At 33.3% G+C, this 18,902-nt stretch carries 13 protein-coding genes; all 13 read left to right on the top strand.

Annotated elements, in window-relative coordinates; all coding sequences use genetic code 11:
* Positions 1-13 precede the first annotated feature (13 nt).
* The 13 genes from AC4BB7_RS13215 to AC4BB7_RS13155 all read left to right on the top strand — a co-directional run bounded on the left by AC4BB7_RS13215 (position 14) and on the right by AC4BB7_RS13155 (position 18,901).
* Complete coding sequence (locus AC4BB7_RS13215) at positions 14-2,158, top strand: glycosyltransferase family 2 protein (protein ID WP_490483351.1); 2,145 nt, start codon at positions 14-16, stop codon at positions 2,156-2,158.
* Positions 2,159-2,201: 43 nt separating this feature from the next.
* Positions 2,202-4,163: a DUF7657 domain-containing protein gene (locus tag AC4BB7_RS13210; protein ID WP_490483350.1), complete on the top strand. Its 1,962-nt coding sequence runs from the start codon at positions 2,202-2,204 to the stop codon at positions 4,161-4,163.
* Positions 4,164-4,191: 28 nt separating this feature from the next.
* A complete protein-coding gene (locus tag AC4BB7_RS13205) occupies positions 4,192-5,346 on the top strand; it encodes an EpaQ family protein (protein WP_490483349.1) in 1,155 nt (384 codons plus the stop codon).
* Between the two features lie 153 nt (positions 5,347-5,499).
* Positions 5,500-6,894: a sugar transferase gene (locus tag AC4BB7_RS13200; protein ID WP_086313939.1), complete on the top strand. Its 1,395-nt coding sequence runs from the start codon at positions 5,500-5,502 to the stop codon at positions 6,892-6,894.
* 14 nt (positions 6,895-6,908) lie between these two features.
* Positions 6,909-7,733, top strand: coding sequence for a glycosyltransferase (locus tag AC4BB7_RS13195; RefSeq protein WP_490483348.1), 825 nt, complete (start codon positions 6,909-6,911; stop codon positions 7,731-7,733).
* Between the two features lie 422 nt (positions 7,734-8,155).
* Positions 8,156-10,888 (top strand): GW domain-containing glycosaminoglycan-binding protein, encoded by a 2,733-nt coding sequence (locus tag AC4BB7_RS13190; protein ID WP_490483347.1) that lies wholly within the window; start codon positions 8,156-8,158, stop codon positions 10,886-10,888.
* 267 nt (positions 10,889-11,155) lie between these two features.
* Positions 11,156-12,718 carry an ArnT family glycosyltransferase gene (locus tag AC4BB7_RS13185; protein ID WP_490483346.1) on the top strand — a complete coding sequence of 521 codons (1,563 nt, stop codon included), beginning with the start codon at positions 11,156-11,158 and terminating at the stop codon, positions 12,716-12,718.
* A gap of 327 nt (positions 12,719-13,045) precedes the next feature.
* Positions 13,046-13,930, top strand: a complete 885-nt coding sequence (locus tag AC4BB7_RS13180) for a LicD family protein (RefSeq protein WP_490483345.1) — start codon at positions 13,046-13,048, stop codon at positions 13,928-13,930.
* Complete coding sequence (locus AC4BB7_RS13175; RefSeq protein WP_086313935.1) at positions 13,931-14,635, top strand: IspD/TarI family cytidylyltransferase; 705 nt, start codon at positions 13,931-13,933, stop codon at positions 14,633-14,635.
* Between the two features lie 9 nt (positions 14,636-14,644).
* Positions 14,645-15,700: an NAD-dependent epimerase/dehydratase family protein gene (locus AC4BB7_RS13170; protein WP_490483344.1), complete on the top strand. Its 1,056-nt coding sequence runs from the start codon at positions 14,645-14,647 to the stop codon at positions 15,698-15,700.
* Between the two features lies 1 nt (position 15,701).
* Positions 15,702-16,682, top strand: coding sequence for a glycosyltransferase family 2 protein (locus AC4BB7_RS13165; RefSeq protein ID WP_490483343.1), 981 nt, complete (start codon positions 15,702-15,704; stop codon positions 16,680-16,682).
* A gap of 16 nt (positions 16,683-16,698) precedes the next feature.
* Positions 16,699-18,057: an O-antigen ligase family protein gene (locus AC4BB7_RS13160; RefSeq protein WP_490483342.1), complete on the top strand. Its 1,359-nt coding sequence runs from the start codon at positions 16,699-16,701 to the stop codon at positions 18,055-18,057.
* Positions 18,058-18,076: 19 nt separating this feature from the next.
* Positions 18,077-18,901, top strand: a complete 825-nt coding sequence (locus AC4BB7_RS13155; RefSeq protein ID WP_490483341.1) for a LicD family protein — start codon at positions 18,077-18,079, stop codon at positions 18,899-18,901.
* Position 18,902: the final 1 nt, after the last annotated feature.

Raw genomic sequence — 18,902 nt, 5'->3', positions numbered from 1 at the left:
AGGAGAGCAAAACATGAACGATGAGATAAAGATCATTATTGATAGTATCTATCGAGAGAAACAAACCAATAACTTAACGGTAACTGGCTGGGCTTTGAATACAGATTCAAAGTCCTCACCAGTTATTTCAATCAACAATCAAGAGCAAGTAACGTCTTTTGACATCAAACGTGTTTTAAGAGAAGATGTCAACCAAATCTATGAGGTAGAAGCAAATGTTTTAGCAGGATTCGAAATAAAGCTAGAAGGTATCCAAAAGAAGAATAAATTGGAAGTTCGTTTTGATTCGGAAGCTTCGCAATCTAGCAAAGTAGAATGGATCGATTTAGCGAAAAAACATCCTCTGATCCCTGGTACTGAAGATAAAATGGCAAGATTGATGATAAAAGTACATAAAGGCATCAATTATCTAAAAAGAAATGGTATCAAAAGTACGATTCAACGCGTAAAAATCGAAAAAATCAGAAATCAGTCTTCTTATCCGAGTTGGTTGGAAAGAACGGAACATTTTGATTTTGAACAAATCAAAGCTGAAATCAGCGCATTTCACTATCAACCTAAAATCTCAATTGCTATGCCAGTTTATAATGTAGAAGAAAAGTGGCTGCGTCGTTGCATTGATTCTATTTTGATTCAAGATTATTCAAATTGGGAGCTTTGCATGGCAGATGATGCCTCTACGGATCCTAAAGTGAAAGAATTATTGACGGATTATAGTGACTCAGACGAACGAATCAAAGTTGTTTTTAGACCAGAAAATGGACATATCAGCGAAGCAACAAACTCTGCCTTGGCTTTGGCTACAGGGGAATTCGTTGCATTATTAGATAATGATGATGAACTGCCGAGAATTGCTTTTTATGAAGTTGTCAAAGCTTTAAATGAAAATCCTGAATTGGATTTACTTTATAGTGATGAAGATAAAATCGATATGGAAGGCAATCGTTCAGATCCATCATTTAAGCCGGACTGGTCACCAGATTTATTATTAGGAACAAACTATATTTCTCATCTAGGTGTTTATCGTAGAACGATTCTTGAAGAAATCGGCGGCTTTAGAAAAGGCTATGAAGGCTCTCAAGATTATGATTTAGTCCTTCGATTTACTGAAAAAACAACGAGTAAACGGATCAAACATATTCCTAAAGTTTTGTATCATTGGCGTATGTTGCCGACATCGACTGCAGTTGACCAATCGTCAAAAGGTTATGCCTTTGAAGCTGGTCTAAGAGCGGTTCAAGATGCATTAGTTCGTAGAGGAATCAAAGGTCATGCGACTCATGGTCGGGCAAATGGATTGTATGATGTCTATTACGATATTGAATCAGAAGAGTTAGTTTCGATCATTATTCCTACAAAAAATGGTTATAAAGATGTGAAACGTTGTGTTTCTTCGATCATTGAAAAAACAACATATCCAAACTATGAAATCATTATTGCAGATAATGGTAGTACAGATGAAAAAATGGAAGAACTCTATGCTTCATTTAAAGAACGATTTAATGATCGTTTTCGTGTAGTTGTGATCGATATTCCATTTAACTTTTCTAAAATAAATAATATTGCGGCGAAAGATGCTAATGGAAAATATCTATTATTTTTAAATAACGATACTGAAGTGATCAATGCTGACTGGCTAAAATTAATGGTTTCTTTTGGTCAACAAGAACGGATCGGTTGTGTAGGTGCAAAATTATTGTATCCAAACAATACGATTCAGCATGCTGGCGTGATTCTAGGGTTAGGGGGAATTGCAGGGCATGGGCATTATGGTTATCCACACGGCGATTTAGGTTATTTTGGTAAGTTAGCACTGAATGTTGATTATTTGGCAGTTACCGCAGCATGCCTATTGATGAAAAAACAAGATTTTGATGCTGTTTCGGGCTTTGAAGAAGATTTTACTGTAGCGTTTAATGACGTTGATCTGTGTCTTAAAGTGAAGGAATTAGGTCGAGATAATGTTTGGCTTCACGAAGCAGAACTTTATCATTTTGAATCTCAAACACGAGGATATGATGATAAAGGGAAAAAGAAAAAACGCTTTGAAAAAGAAAAGGCGATGATGGAACATAAATGGTCGACCTTGATCGATGATGATCCGTTTTATAATCCTAATCTTACAAGAGAAATACCTAATTTTTCATATAGGGACTAGTAGGAAGAAAAATAATTTTTATGACTATGAAATGGAGTTAGAAATGGAAATTAATCAAGTAGAAGAGAAGAAAAGCAATGGTATAATGCATCAACTTATGAAAGGAATAGATAAACTGATAAAGGCTCGTTTTTTGATTGCTTTACTTATGTTTATTTTAATTTTGATCTTCAAATTACATGGCAGTTCGATCAATATGTGGGATCAATATGTTTCTGACTATACCGAGGGTGCAGATAAACAAGGAGTGATTTTTGGTAAACCGCGACCGATCAGATCCGATGAATGGATGGTTCAAACGCCATATAGTCTTTCTCAAACGCAAACAGGGTTAAAAAATCATAATGAAGTAATAACGATTGATGGTCAAGATATGGTCATAGGGTATAATTCTCCTGCTTTAAATCTAGCTACATTGGCTAAGCCGTTTACGTGGGGTTACGTTCTTCTTGGGAAAGAGCGAGGATTATCTTGGTATTGGGGGCTTAAATTGATTGGCCTGATGCTATTGTCTTTTGAAATAGGGCTGATTTTGACTAAGCGGAATAAGTATTTAGCACTTTTAACGAGTGTTTGGATACCCTTTTCAGCTGCACTTCAATGGTGGTTTGTTTCTCCAGTTGGCGATTTAGTCTTCTTCACTTTCGGTTTTTTAGTCGGGGTTTATAACCATTTTTATTATCATGAAAATAAGCGTTGGCGGATATTCTTTTCTATACTTGCGAGTATTTGTGCATCTGGTTTTATTCTCGTGTTATATCCTGCACTTCAAGTGCCGTTTGGCTACTTAATCTTATTATTTTTAATTGCTTTTTTCATTGAGTTTCGTCATAAGGTTAAATTAGACAAGTTTGATGCTGTCTCTATTGGGTTAGCTGTAGTTATTACAGGTTTGATTGTTACCGTTTCTCTGATCACTTCGTGGGAATCACTTATTAGTGTTATGCATACGATTTATCCTGGGAATAGAGTATCCGTTGGTGGTGATTTTTCCAAAAAAGACATCTTTCTTTTTTTAACGAATTGGAAAATGCAGTTTCAAGATGTTGTCTATGAAAACAACTCAGAATTGAGTAATTTTTACCATTTCTTTTTCGTCATTGTGCTGCTGTCACCTTGGCTATTTTATAAGAAAATCAAAGAGAATATTTACGGCTTCTTCTTATTTATATTTTGTTTGTTTAACTTGGTATGGATGAGTGTCCGTTTTCCCACTTTTTTTGCTAAAATCACATTATGGTCATATGTACCAGAAGAGCGGGCATATCTCGCGTTTGGCTTTTCCGCAATTTTACTAAGTATTTGGTTTATTCAGTTTATTTGGGAGCAGAAAAAATTATCTGTGATCGCTCAGCTTTCGATCATTACGGTGAATTTAGGCTTATATTTCTTTACTTTATACAAAGGAAACTTGAGATTGTATCTGAGTAAAATGGATATTATCATGATTTTATTATTAGCAGGTTTGCTTATTACACTGTTGTTAAATAAACGAAAATATCTGTTTTCATTATTGCTGTTAGGAGTTGTTTTATTCACAGGTAGTGGTGTAAATCCAGTAGTGAAAGGCGTTAATGCTGTTTATGAGAAGAAGATTGCACAGTCGGTCATGGCAATAGAAAAGAAAGACCCAAATCAAGTGTGGGCTGGTGAACGAATGATGCATGCTTATTTACCAATGTTAGGTGTACATACATTCAATGGAACTGCCTTTACACCTAATTTAGAATCATGGAAGCCACTTGATCCTACTGGAAAATATGAGGATGTTTACAATCGTTATTCTCATATTTATGTGGAAGTCGGGAATAATAAACCACAATTTGAATTGTTGAATGCTGATGCATTTGTCGTTAGATTAGCGTTGGAAGATTTGAAAAAATACAATATCAAGTATTTGGTTACTTATGAAAACATTGATAAACTTGCCACAGAAACGATCCAGTTGGAACAATTATATGGACCGGATACAAATGGTGCGTATATTTATCAAGTTAAGTACTGATTGAGAGATCTATTGAAAGGATGTTAATATGGATAAAATCCTAAATAGAGTGAGTAATTTAATTTTGTTGGTTACGATCGCTGCATCATATTTGATGTGGGTGGTTGGAATTGGCACTAAAACGACTTCCTTTATCTATGATAATAGTGTATACCTTTTAGTAGCTGCAATTGCTTTAGTTTTGCTGCTAAAAGTCAGAGAATTAACTAAAGCTGACTGGATACTTATTTTTTTAGCAGGTGGTCTATTTCTATTCTATACCCTGACCTCCTCTATGAGACATAGTAATCGATTTATCAATGCTTCAATTCCGTTGATCATTCTTTTCCTACTTTGTTTTAAAAAGACCCAATTTACAAAACTTGATTTTGGCCTGTTAGGAGGCATAACGGGTATTTCTTTAGGGGTGACCTTATATAGGATCTATACAGAATTACCCAAGTTAGTCCCAGCAGATGCCATTTGGAAAAATAGTAATAAATTAGAAGCGATTTGGATCAATACAAATACTATCGGAATGACGATACTTTTATCAGTGATAATGTTGACGATTTTAATAAAGTCATTCAATATTGGTTATTTTAAACTCCTAGTGATTCCCATCTATATTGTTGGAGTGCTAGCAATTTGGGTCTGTCAGTCAAAAGCCTCATTAGGAGCGTTGGCTCTGTTTATTATCGTTGATAATCTGATACCTAAGAAAATAATGAAGAATAATTATATTCTTATTTCTTGTTTTAGTCTGATGTTTATTTTAGGTCCAATTGTTTTTTATGCTTTTTCAAAATCAGATACACTTAATTTATTTACCGGAAGAGAGCGAATCTGGGCTGAGTTTTTTGAAAAATGGTTTTCTAGCATTCAGAATATGTTGATCGGTATGGAACCTTTCACTGCATCATGGAAATCATTAGGGACTCATAACAGCTACATCTATGTTTTAGGAAACTATGGGATTATTGGGTATATTTTGGCGTTTGGCGTGTTGTTATATTTTTTAAGCTCAAATATAGTTAAGAAAATAAACCTTTCATCTTTTCAGATTAGTTTGTTATTAGGATTTCTAGCTATTTGTGTTCAATCTACGATGGAAGAAACATTGTTGGCTAATTATTGGATACCTATTGTTTATAGTTTTGTGGGAATCGCATTGCAAAAAGCAGAAGAAAATCCCTTAAAATAGAGGGATATTTCTTTATCTGATCATAGTGTTGCCTGTTGATCGGGTGATAAGATTGTTGTTTTTTTTTAAGTCTTAGTGTGGTAACATAAAACTTGAAGTTTTACGAAAGAAATAATGTATCAAAACTTTATATAATTAGGAAGGAAGGTAAAAATGTCAACTAAAAATGAATGGAATAATGCAAAGCGAATTGCGATTATTATTGTAGATGTTTTGGTCTTCAATTTTTCTGTATTGGTTGGATTTTGGATTAAATTTGGATTTAACATTCCTTCATATAATTTTGTCTCATATGAAAAGTCTGCTATTTACATTTCGCTATTTTTTATCTTTTTGAATTTACTATTAGGGGCATACGTTTTTTATAATCGAACGATCAATGACATTGTTTTTGTAACGGTTATTGGGCAGTTTCTAACGATTTTGTTTATTATGACCATTACATTTGCGGGTCGTTGGTTTACTTTTCCAAGATCGGTACTCGTTTATACATTCATTGTCAGTATCTTATTACTAAGTCTTTGGCGCATACTGGTTTATTTTTTATATTTGAAAGTTAGTTCAATAAAAAAAGTTGTGATAGTGGGTACAGAGGACAGTGTAGTCTCAGCTGCTCAAAATTTTGTTAGTCATAAGAATAAAAAACACCAAGTTACAACCGTTATTGTGGATCATTACTATGAAAATCTAACGAAGTTATTGGATCAAATTGACATCGTTTATATTTCCAGTCATATTGATGAGAATGAAAAATTCAAGATTTATAAACTTGTTACAAAAGCTGAAAAGAAGCTTTTCTTAAATACTAGTTTTGAGAATTTAATTATGTTGAAACCAAATATGATGAATTTTGAAGATGAAAGTATTATTGAGGTTTCGGATTTCAGAATCAAAGGCGAAGATAACTTCATTAAACGACTATTTGATATTATGCTATCTTTTGTTTTATTAGTGATTGCATCTCCTTTGATGCTTGTAGCAGCAATTCTTGTTAAAGTAACTTCTCCAGGACCAATTATTTATAAGCAAACAAGAATTACATTAAACCAAAAAGAATTTCCAATTTTAAAATTTAGAACGATGTCTGCAACAGCAGAAGCCAAGTCAGGTCCAGTGCTGTCTACAAGTAATGACAGTCGAGTCACTGCTGTAGGTAAATATTTAAGAGCACTAAGAATAGATGAATTACCTCAGCTGATCAATGTAATCCGTGGGGATATGGCTATTGTCGGCCCAAGACCTGAAAGACCATTCTTCGTTGATCAATTTAATAGTGAAAATCCGCAGTATTACTTGAGACATAATGTAAGAGCAGGAATCACAGGCTACGCACAGGTATATGGAAAGTATGCATCTGACTATAATAGTAAATTGAATTTCGACTTACTATATATTAAAAATTATTCTTTGATGTTGGATCTAAAAATCTTGTTACAAACAATCAAAATTTTGTTTGATAAGGTCTCTTCACAAGGTGTAGAAGAGGTTGAACGTAGCGAAAAAGATCTTTCTTTTCTGAGTGAAAATAAAATCGATTTATTTAAATGAAACGAGTGAAAACAATGCAAAAACTAGCTGTTAGTGTATTAATGTCGATCTATGTTAAAGAGAAACCAGAATACTTTATTCAAGCTATGGAAAGTACGATCAATCAAACAGCTCAACCCGAAGAAATTCTTTTAGTAAAAGATGGTCCATTAACAGAAGAGTTAGATGAAATCATCAAGCAGTATCAAGAAAAGTTAGGGGAACAGCTGACAGTGATCTCGTTGGATGAAAATCAAGGACTCGGAACTGCTTTGGCTATCGGAGTAGAAAAGTGTAGAAATTCCCTGATTGCTCGAATGGATACTGATGACATCATGGCAGAAAATCGATTGGAAGTACAATATCAAGAGTTTTTGAAGAATAAAGATTTAACTATCTTAGGATCAAATATCATTGAATTTGAAGGAACCCCTGATAATGTATTGGCAAGAAAGCAAATGCCTGAAAGTAATGAAGCAATAAGAGCTTATTCAAAACGGAGAAATCCGTTTAATCATATGACAGTAATGTTTAAGAAATCCGCTGTGATACAGGTTGGAAATTATCAGCCTTTACCAGGATTTGAGGATTACTACTTATGGGTGAGACTTTTGAAAAAGAACTTTGTAAGCTTTAATTTGCAGCAGATACTTGTGTATGCAAGAACAGGAGCGGAGATGTATTCTAGAAGAGGCGGCGTGTCTTATCTGGTTCCAGGACTCAAAGCCAGACAGATTATTTATAAAAATGGTTTGGGGAAAATCAATGATTTAGTCTTTGTTTCATTAGTCCACATCGTGATAAGTTTAATGCCGAATAAATTAAGAGGATCATTTTATCAGAAACAACTTAGAAATTAAAGAATCTGTAATAATGGATTTTTTATTATAGTGACCGTGCTTTTTTATGCAAAACAAGTCATTTTTATTAGAGGGTATTCCTTATGAAGACATTTTTATGAGGAACCCTGACTCGTTTTCAGTAATTAATTTGGAAGCTCAATATGCAGAATACAACTAAAAAGTTCTACACAACGAGATGTAAACCGAGCTTCTACATAATATTTAAATAATAATTTGTTTACATATGAAAACTAAATCTTAAAAAAACTGTAACAAAGAACGTATATTATAATTTATAAGGTATAAGGTAGATTTTTAATTCGTTAAACGATATTTAATAGACCGAATATTAGATACAACTGAGTTTAAGAGTGCGATTTTCAAGATGTACATTTTAACTAAGTTTATGGGATGTTAAATAATCAAGAGAGGAAAATTAGATGAAAAAAAGTTTTATTTTAATTGGATTGTTCATAGCCTTAGGTGGCTATAACTCAACTGTTTTAGCAGAGGAAAATGAGAGTATTTTGAGTTCTAGTAAACAGATAAGTGAGCAAACGATACCTAGTAATGAGACTGTTGAGTCAGTGAATAGAGACAAAACAGAAAATAGTGACCAAACGAAAACAGATGAAGCTAATCCAGAAAAAGATATAGAAATAACGGAGAGCAATAATTCCCCTATGGGAAAACAAGGTCAAAAAAATTCGGAGTTCTTAACATTAGACCCTAATAGACGCTCTGATTTAGCAGTGAGTCCACAACTTCGCTCATATGCTTTTGAAGATACTTATTTTGTTGCGAACGAATCGAATAGACCTGCAATAAATTTTATCGACATATCTTCACATAATGGCAATATATCAGTAAATGATTATAATATAATGAAACAATACGGAGTGACAGGAGTGGTTGTAAAATTAACTGAGTATACAACCTATGTGAATCCCTATGCACAAGCTCAGATTGAAAATGCAAAAAAAGCTGGATTGTCAGTTTCTGTATATCATTATAGTTGGTTTTCTAATGCAGCAATGGCAGAAGCAGAGGCAGATTTTTTTGCTAGTCAGGCTGCTGCACTAGGTCTGTCTAAAAATACCGTTATGGTAAACGATGCTGAGCAAGTTGAAATGACTGCAGGAAATGTAACAGCTAACTCAGTTGCGTTCAGAAATAGATTAAATGCTCTGGGCTATAATAAAGTTGCACATTATTCAATGTTTGATTGGTTCAATAGAAAAATATTAGATACAAATATTCTAGGTTTACAAAATAGTTGGGTAGCACAGTATCCATATAATCCGTTAAATAGTAATCTACTCCATACTGATTATGCTGCATGGCAATGGTCTTCAGAAGTAACATTTCCAAATGTTAACACTGGGATAGGCGGCAGATTTGATGTGAATGTTTCATACAACAACTTATTTTTAAGTTCAGGAGATTCTTATGATGTCATTGAATATGAGAAAGCAGTGAACTTTAAAGGGAAAATAAAAGATGGCCAAAATCATGGAATTTATAACAAAATCTACAACACTGAAGGAGATAACCCAAGAATAGGCAGCAGTCCAGCCTATGCCGGAAAAGATGTAGAAATCGTGAGTGAAGCGAAAACATCTAAGGCAACTTGGTATCAATTTACATTAGATGGTAATATAGTTGGTTGGATGGATGCCAAAGGCTTTGATGCCTATGATCAAATAGAGTATGAAAAACCTGTAAGTTTTAAAGGGAAAGTAAGATCGGATCAAAACCACGGAATTTACAACAAAATCTACTATACTGAGTCAAATAATCCAAGAGTAGGCAGCAGCCCAACTTATGCTGGAAAAGACGTAGAAATTATTAGTGAAGCAAAAACATCTAAGGCAACATGGTATCAATTTAGATTAGATGGTACTGTAGTTGGTTGGATGGACGCAAAAGGTTTTGATAATTATGATCCAATTGAGTACGAAAAAGCTGTAACTCTCAAAGGAAAAGTAGCAGCAGGCCAAAATCATGGGATTTACAACAAGATCTATTATACGGAAGGAAACAATCCAAGAATTGAAAGTAGTCCAACACACGCCGGAAAAGACGTAGAAATCATTCGTGAAGCAAAAACATCTAAGGCAACTTGGTATCAATTTACATTAGATGGTAATATAGTTGGTTGGATGGATGCCAAAGGCTTTGATAAGTATGACGAAATCGAATACGAAAAAGCGGTGAGCGTTAAAGGAAAAGTAGCAACAGGTCAAAACCATGGAATTTACAACAAAATCTACTATACGGAAGGGAACAATCCAAGAGTAGGAAGTAGCCCAAGCTATGCTGGAAAAGATGTTGAGATCATTAAAGAAGCAAAAACATCTAAAGCCACATGGTACCAATTTAAGTTAGATGGAAAAGTAATGGGTTGGATGGATGCGAAAGGTTTTGATCATTATGATTCAATTGAGTATGAAAAAGCTGTAGTGTTCAAAGGAAAAGTAGCAACAGGTCAAAACCATGGAATTTACAATAAAATCTACTATACGGAAGGAAATAATCCAAGAGTAGGAAGTAGTCCAAGCTATGCTGGAAAAGATGTTGAAATCATTAAAGAAGCAAAAACAGTAAAAGCCACATGGTACCAATTTAAGTTAGATGGAAAAGTAATGGGTTGGATGGACGCAAAAGGTTTTGATAAGTATGACGAAATCGAATACGAAAAAGTAGTAAACTTTAAAGGAAAAGTAGCAACAGGTCAAAACCATGGAATTTACAATAAAATCTACTATACGGAAGGAAACAATCCAAGAGTAGGAAGCAGTCCAAGCTATGCTGGAAAAGATGTTGAAATCATTAAAGAAGCAAAAACAGCAAAAGCCACATGGTACCAATTCAAATTAGATGGAAAAGTAATGGGTTGGATGGATGCGAAAGGATTTGACACTTATGATGCTATCGAATATGAAAAAGTAGTAAACTTTAAAGGAAAAGTAGCAACAGGTCAAAACCATGGCATCTACAACAAAATTTACTATACAGAAGGCAACAATCCAAGACTAGCAAGTAGCTCAACGTACACTGGAAAAGATGTTGAAATCATAAAAGAAGCAAAAACAGCAAAAGCCATCTGGTACCAATTCAAGTTAGATGGAAAAGTAATGGGTTGGATGGATGCGAAAGGATTTGAAGTCTAGGGTATAAGTGCATAAGTAGGAGATCAGAATGATAAGATAGATGATTTTTTTAACGAATTTTTTTTGAGAAGTTTATAGTTATTTTCTATTAGCGACCATCTCTAGCAAATTCATTTTGTTGGAGATGGTCTATACTGTAAATTTGAACAGATGAGCAAATAGTAAGGGAACGATTGAAGCTATGTTGTCTGAAAAATTACAATCGGAATCAAATACGACGGGATAAACAAGAGGAGTATAAAAATAATTATTATAAAGAGGTAGCAAATGAATAAGTTTTTGAATTATATTTATAAGTTTTTCTTGGTGACAGCTATTTTCACAATGTTATGGGCTCTTTTATCAACAATGTTGACCCCTAGAATAGGCGAAATATTTTCGTTATTTAGAAATGTTCATTCAGTTAAGAGCATTATTATTATTAATATTCTTTGCTTCATTTTTACGTTGCTGTTATATCCTACAGTGGTAGGTTTTCTTAATAGAGGGAGTAAAAAATGGGAACCGGGGAATAAATTCACTTATATTTTTCTAGCAGTGGAGCTAGGGATTTATTTTGTTTCTTTATTATTGTTTCTTCAATTCATGGGTTTTAAGCAACCAGTAGATGATGCTGCAATTACACTAAAATTTTTGGATCAGTTAGTTCAGGGTGAAAAATGGGGATACAATTATATGTACTCTAATCCGCAAAATCTCATGCTTATGTACATTTTTTCGGCCGTGAGATCAGTTTTAGGAACGAACTATAGTTCAATTATTGTTGTTTTTAGTTTAATACATGTAATGACTATTTTGCTAACTTTTTTAGCGCTGAAAAAGTTAAAGCTGAGTAATTTAGTTTCTCTAGCTTCTATTCAGGTTCTTATTTTTGCGATTCAAATTAATTTACATGTTCCTGTTGCCTATACAGATATACTATCGATATTTTTTATGTCAGTAACATTGTTTTTCTTTACGTGTTACTTAAAGACGGTAGATAAAGGACTAAATAAATCTAGTTATATCTATATTACACTAGCATCAATTTTTTGTGTAGTAGGTTTTATTAGTAAGGGAACTATGCTCATATTAGTGATTGCGTTGTCTTTATTTTTGATATTATATAATAACGGGAGCCGAAGGTTGATCGGGTTAATGCCATTCTTATTTTTATTTTTTGGTAACTTTTTATGGAGTCAATTCATTAATTCACAAAATCTCTTTCCAGATAAAAATTACGGACAACCAAATACGCATTATATTATGATGGGATTAAACAAGACACCCATTCCAAAAGAACTATCAGGCAAGGATAAGTATACATGGAGTGTGGGGGCATATTCTAGTGAGGATCAGCGTTTTACTTGGGATATGTTTTTAGATGAACGAATTTCGAAGAAGAAAATTCAAGAGGAACATATCAAGGTTATCAAACAAAGATTGCACAACATGAGTTTTGGTCAAATTGTTGAGGCGCTCAATAATAAAGTTTCAGTAACTTGGAGTTCAGGAGATTTAAAGTCTTCATTTGAGATTTTTTTAGGGACTGGTAGAAATGAAGAAAAGATGTGGGTTTTTAAAAATAATGTTAGTGGTTTGATCATCTACTCAATCATGATGGTTATTCAATATCTTGTTTACTTAGGAATTATTTTGTCCAGCTTCAAATTTTTCAAAAATATGAATCCTTTTATATTTTTCAATAGTATTTATATAACTGGCTATTTTGTATTCTTGTTAATGTGGGAAGCAAGTCCAAGGTACGCTATGGGAATTTTTATACCGGCTATTTTAGCAATTGGTTTGTTGTTACAAAAATCAAGACCAGCTAAAGAAAAACTTGAATAGACTTAGTGTGTATCTATGATAGTAGAGATAAGTTAGAATAAATAATAGTCATATTAGATCTGCATAGCATTTTGCTGATATTGTCTGATATAAAAAAGTTAATAGCTAAAACGCTGAGATTGTTATCAAAGAAATTCTGATACGTTATCTCAGCGTTTTGTTTGAAAATAGGATGTATTTCTAACAACCAAGGACAATTAAGGGACTGTCTTTTACAGTTATATTAAGATATTAGGCAAGTTATTGAAAGTTTTTATTAGATATGAGAGAATGGACAAGGTGTATTTTTGAAAAAATTGAGTGTTTTGAGGAGTTTAGTAGTAAACAATGAATGATGTAGAAAATACAGAGCAAATTAAAAAGATTCAAAAAATAAATTTAGAGATGGCTAAATACTTTGTTAGCTTTTGTGAAAAATATCAACTACTTTGTTATTTTTGTGGCGGTGGTTGCATAGGTGCCGTTAGAAATGAAGGGTTCATACCGTGGGATGATGATTTGGATTTTTTTATGCCGCGTAAAGATTATGAAAAGCTGTATGATTTGTGGACAAAGCATGCTGATTTAGAAAAGTATTCTATATTGAAACCTTCTGCAACTTTTATTGACCATAATTCTTTTACAACGATCAGGGCAAATAATACAACTTTTATTAAACCTTATCAAGAACATTTAGATATTCCCCATGGATTGCCTATTGATATTTTTCCTTTAGATGGTGCGCCTAGTTCAACGTTTAAAAGAAAAATTCAAAAAATATGGGCACTTATTTATGCATTGTTTTGTTCCCAAGTTGTTCCAGAAAAACATGGTGGCATAATGGCGTTAGGGAGCAGAGTGTTATTGAAACTCGTTCCTACAAAAAAAGGTCGCTTCATTATTTGGTCATTTGCTAGCAAACAAATGTCTAAATATGATTTTGATGCTTGTGAACATGTGACTGAACTATGCGTAGGACCACGATATATGGGAAATATATACAAGAAAAAAGATTTTGAAAAGGCAGAGTACCTCCCTTTTGAAGATACATATATGCCTGTACCAATTGGCTATGATCATTATTTGACTCAAGTCTTTGGTAACTATATGGAGTTGCCAGATGAAAAAGATCGAGTTTCACATCATGAAGCAGTCTTGATAGACACTGAACATACGTATAAAAAATATAAAGGAACCTATTATTGCGTGGAAAGTTTGAAGGAGGAAGAATAAATGATTACAGCACTTATTATTGCCGGCGGAGTTGGCAAGAGAATGGGACAAGATATTCCAAAACAATTCATTATGGTGGAAGATAAACCAATTATTATTTATACTTTGGAATCGTTCCAAAAACATCCAATGATCGATCGGATTTTAGTTGTCTGCAAAAAAGGCTGGGAAGATACGCTACAGGCCTATGCAAAAGAGTACCATATTGATAAATTAGCTTGGATCATTGAAGGTGGCAATAGCGGACAAGAGTCTATTAGAAATGGTGTTGAGTTTCTTAAAGAACATTCGACAGATGAAGATACAGTTGTGATCCATGACGGTATCCGCCCATTGGTAGACGAAATTGTGTTGTCCGATGTTATCGTAAAATGTAAAGAATTTGGTAATGCAGTTACTTCTTTGCCGTATAATGAACAAATTTTTGTCAAAGAAACTGAGGAAACAACAAAACAATATATTAATAGAGAAACATTGCGAAGAGTGTCTACACCACAAGCGTATCAATTCGATAAACTTGTCTGGGCTTATGAGAAAGCTTTTAGAGAAGGAATCGGCATTTCAGAGTCATCATATACAAACACTATGATGGTTGATTTGGGAGAGACGCTTTATTTTGCTGTGGGGTCTGATAAAAATATTAAATTGACAACACAAGATGATCTTCAGCTATTTAAAGGCTATCTTCGAATGAAGGAAGAATAGGAGAAAGTTATGTTTTCAAAAAATGCCTATTACCAAAAGGATATAGAAAAAGTTATTTCTGCAGAAATAGATTGGACTCAGCTTCAAGGAAAATCTATTCTAGTTATTGGAGCGTCAGGAATGTTGGGGACTTTTTTGATTGATTGTTTGATGGAGCAAAATATCAAAAAAAATTATAATATTTCTATTTTTGCAATGGGTAGAAATCGTAAAAAGTTAGAGGAAAGATATTCTGATTATATAGCGCATCCTAATTTCCATATATCTGTTGGAGATGTCACAGAGCCTATTACAGTCGAGCAACCAATTGATTATATTATTCATGGGGCAAGTAATACGCATCCATTAGCTTATGCAAACGATCCTATTGGTACAATAATGACAAGTATTCAGGGGACACAACATGTTCTTGAATTTGCTCGTAAGGTTGAGGGAAGTAGAGTATTATTTTTATCTACAGTTGAAATTTATGGCGAAAATAGAGGCGATGTCGAAGCATTTACTGAAGAGTATTGTGGTTATATTGACTCTAATACACTAAGAGCTGGATATCCAGAAGGCAAACGTGCCAGTGAAGCACTTTGTCAGGCTTATATTAAAAAATATGATGTTGATGTGGTCATTCCTCGATTAAGTCGTATCTTTGGTCCAACTATGTTAACAAATGATTCAAAAGCCTCTTCTCAATTTATTATGAATGCAGTGAATCAAGAAAACATAATCTTAAAGAGTAAGGGAAATCAATATTTTTCTTATTGCTATGTTGCAGATGCGGTATACGGAATGCTCTATCTATTGCTAAATGGTAAAAAAGGTGAAGCGTATAATATTGCAAATCCTGCATTTAATTTGACACTGAAAAACCTTGCCACAAAACTTTCTGAATTAGCGGGGACAAAAGTTATTTTTGATCTTCCAGATAAAGAAGAAGCTCTCGGCTATTCTAAAGCAACCAAAGCACTTTTAAATATTTCTAAAATTGAGAATTTGGGATGGCGACCACTTTATACAGTAGAGGATGGTTTAGAGCATACAATTAAAATCATAAGAAATGAGAGAACATAGGATGTGTAAGATTAGCATTATTGTACCTGTATATAATGTGGAAAGATATTTACGTAAGTGTGTAGATTCTATTTTGAATCAAACGTTTACTGATATTGAAGTTATTTTAGTTGATGACGGTTCAACGGATAGTAGTGGCGAAATTTGCGATGAATATGTGTTGCAGGATCAAAGAGTTCAAGTGATCCATAAAGAAAATGGCGGTTTAAGTGATGCACGAAATACTGGAATAGAAAGTGCTCGAGGAGAGTATGTGGGTTTTGTTGATAGTGATGATTATATCGCTTTGGATATGTATGAACTATTGTTTAATAATATTCAAAAAGAAGCTGCTGATTTGGCAATCTGTGGAATATATGATGTTTATGAAAATAAAGAGCCGTTAAAAAAAACTCAGGAATACATGGTTTTGGATAAAGTTGCAGCAATGAAGTTGATCCTAGAAGCAAAAATAGTTTCTGTTCATGCAGTAAACAAATTATATAAAAAGAACATTTTCGATCAAATCCGCTATCCAGTAGGAATGATCACAGAAGATGCTGCAGTGATTTTATCGATCCTTGAAAATACAAAAAAAATTGTAATTGATACCCAGCAAAAATACTACTATTATCATAGAGCAAATAGCATTTCTAGTAATCGTTTTTCTAAAAAAGATTTAGACACTATTCAGGTATGGAAAGAAAATGAGTCCTATATTGAAAAGCATTATCCTGAACTGGCATATGTTGCACATACCCGTGTATGTTGGGCTTATTTTACTGTACTGGATAAAATGATGAACAGCAAAATAGCAGATGAAGACAAACAAAAACAAAAGGAAATTGTTAGTTTTTTACGTGATAATTTCTCTTTTGTTATAAAAAATATTTATTTTACAAGAAATAGAAAAATTTCTATGGTTGCATTGAGGATAGCAGTTCCTTTATACAGAAAAATATCTTTACTTGAAGAAAATCACAGAAAAACAAAAAATGAATAGTTTAGGAGTAATGAGTATGGAGTTAAATAAATTTTTTGAAAAAACAAAACTCCCTTTTTTGGTAGCTTTTGAGGTCATGTTATTATTGAGGACAATAAATATTTATAGTTTACTGCCTAGTAAGCTAGATAGTTTAGTGTTTGGACTATTGTCAGTTTGGGCTGCACTATACATAGCAAATAAGCTATTCTTTAGTATTAAGAACAAGCAGTTTAACTACTTCGATCCTTTATTGATCATTTTTTTAGCAATGATATTTTTATCTGTAGTAGTACATTATGAAACGTATCTTGTAGCAAATATCAAACTTTGGCTTTGGCAAGCAATTTATCTTTTAGTGATTTATCAGATCGGAAAAGAAAGAAACAGAAAAACGTTCGCTATCCTAGAAACAATTTTACTGGTTTCATGGTTTATCTTAGTTGTGATCGCTATTGCGATGTTTCTTGCCCAATACACCTACTCCGCACCATTAGATAAAATATATAATGGGTTACGTGTTGGTTTTTATGAAAATAGATTATATGGTTTGTTTTCAGATCCAAACTTTGCTGCAACGATTTCTGTTGTATCAATCATTCTATCTGTGCACTTGGTATTAAAAAAAGTTGCAAAAAAGTGGACGATTTTACTAGTTATTAACGTTATTTTACAATGGATTTACGTAGTGTTATCTGGTTCTAGGACAGCATATGTGGAATTATTTGTAGTTGCTTTTGTAGGGATCTTTTTTATAGCCTATAAAAAATGGAGTCCAAAAGGATTTTTTATTGGCGTACTCTATGCGGCATTCTCTAGTGTCATTTTTGTCGTTGGAATATACTTGTTTACAATACTGATCGAAAAAGGAATGCTTTATGCATTAGATTTGTTGAGATCAATGAAATCGCATAATGTTCCCGATGTGACGCTAGATCGACCGGATGTCGAGAATAAATCGGATATTTCAAATAATCGATTTGGCTTATGGAAGAGTTCCTTTGAAATATTCAAATCAAGCATGTGGTTTGGTACGTCACCACGTAATCTAGTGACCTACGCTCAAAATGTTTTACCTAATACATTGATTGCGATTAAACAGCAAACTTCTCACAATTTCTTTTTCTATTTGCTGGCGACAACGGGATTAGCGGGTACGATTCCTTTGACTATGTTTTTGATAAATAAGATATTTAATACTGTTAAAGCCTTATTTACGCCCAAAGTTAATATCTTTGATAATTATTTATTGCGTGATACATTGATTGCGTTGACTATTTTAGTATCTGCATTTTTCTTAACGGAATTGATTCTAGTTAATAAAATTGGCACATTTTTATTTTGGTTTTATTTAGGTTCTGTCTCTAGTGCTATAAATAAAAAAAGTGAGATATAACACTTGTTTGGAGAGAAAGATGAGATTATTAACGATTGAAGAAGTACAAGAAGTCAGTACAACTATATTAGTTTATATTGACAAGATTTGCCGAGAAAATAATATTGAGTATTCTGTATACTATGGCAGTTTGATTGGTGTAGAACGACATCAAGGTTACATTCCTTGGGATGACGATTTAGATATTGTTTTGACTCGACCTAATTACGATCGTTTGATCAAACTCTTAGCTGAAGATTCAATATACTTATTATTAAGTCTTGAGACTAGAAAAGATTATCGCTATACATTTGCAAAATTAGTAGACAAAAGAACTTGTGTTAAAACAACTCAATTTTACAATAGTGAAGATCCAGAATTAGGTGTGTTTGTGGATATTTTTCCAATTGATGGTTTTCCGGAGAGCGAAGAAGAAAGAAAAACGTTTGGTCAACAGTGTGAATTATATCGATCTAATATGTTAGCAACACTCAATTCTTCGTATGCAATTTCAAAGTCTAGATGGAAGGCTTACCTTAAACGAGTACTGCTTTATCCAAAATATTGTAAACTACTTAAAAAAGGTGATTATAATTATTGGAAGAACCAGTTTATGAATGAAGTGATTAAGTATTCTTTTGATGAAGCCTCTACGTGTGGTTATATTGAGTTTATTGATGAAGAATGGGGGCTGTTTCCGACAGATTGGTTTAAGCATTATGAAGATGTACCTTTTGCAGGGAAAAAAGTTCGTGCCATCAAAGATCGCAAAAAATTCCTGACTCTGCGTTATGGAAATTATATGGAATTACCACCAGAATCAGAAAGAATCACCCACCATCCTTATACGTTTTATTGGAAATAAA

It is taken from the genome of Enterococcus sp. AAFC-DPL-5182, assembly GCF_058216605.1.
This window is presented reverse-complemented; position numbering and strand designations above follow the sequence as displayed.

Coding starts and splice junctions, on each gene's coding strand:
- AC4BB7_RS13165 (WP_490483343.1), top strand. CDS start 15,702: ATGTGTAAGATTAGCATTATTGTACCTGTATATAATGTGGAAAGATAT.
- AC4BB7_RS13190 (WP_490483347.1), top strand. CDS start 8,156: ATGAAAAAAAGTTTTATTTTAATTGGATTGTTCATAGCCTTAGGTGGC.
- AC4BB7_RS13180 (WP_490483345.1), top strand. CDS start 13,046: ATGAATGATGTAGAAAATACAGAGCAAATTAAAAAGATTCAAAAAATA.
- AC4BB7_RS13195 (WP_490483348.1), top strand. CDS start 6,909: ATGCAAAAACTAGCTGTTAGTGTATTAATGTCGATCTATGTTAAAGAG.
- AC4BB7_RS13155 (WP_490483341.1), top strand. CDS start 18,077: ATGAGATTATTAACGATTGAAGAAGTACAAGAAGTCAGTACAACTATA.
- AC4BB7_RS13185 (WP_490483346.1), top strand. CDS start 11,156: ATGAATAAGTTTTTGAATTATATTTATAAGTTTTTCTTGGTGACAGCT.
- AC4BB7_RS13210 (WP_490483350.1), top strand. CDS start 2,202: ATGGAAATTAATCAAGTAGAAGAGAAGAAAAGCAATGGTATAATGCAT.
- AC4BB7_RS13205 (WP_490483349.1), top strand. CDS start 4,192: ATGGATAAAATCCTAAATAGAGTGAGTAATTTAATTTTGTTGGTTACG.
- AC4BB7_RS13200 (WP_086313939.1), top strand. CDS start 5,500: ATGTCAACTAAAAATGAATGGAATAATGCAAAGCGAATTGCGATTATT.
- AC4BB7_RS13215 (WP_490483351.1), top strand. CDS start 14: ATGAACGATGAGATAAAGATCATTATTGATAGTATCTATCGAGAGAAA.
- AC4BB7_RS13160 (WP_490483342.1), top strand. CDS start 16,699: ATGGAGTTAAATAAATTTTTTGAAAAAACAAAACTCCCTTTTTTGGTA.
- AC4BB7_RS13175 (WP_086313935.1), top strand. CDS start 13,931: ATGATTACAGCACTTATTATTGCCGGCGGAGTTGGCAAGAGAATGGGA.
- AC4BB7_RS13170 (WP_490483344.1), top strand. CDS start 14,645: ATGTTTTCAAAAAATGCCTATTACCAAAAGGATATAGAAAAAGTTATT.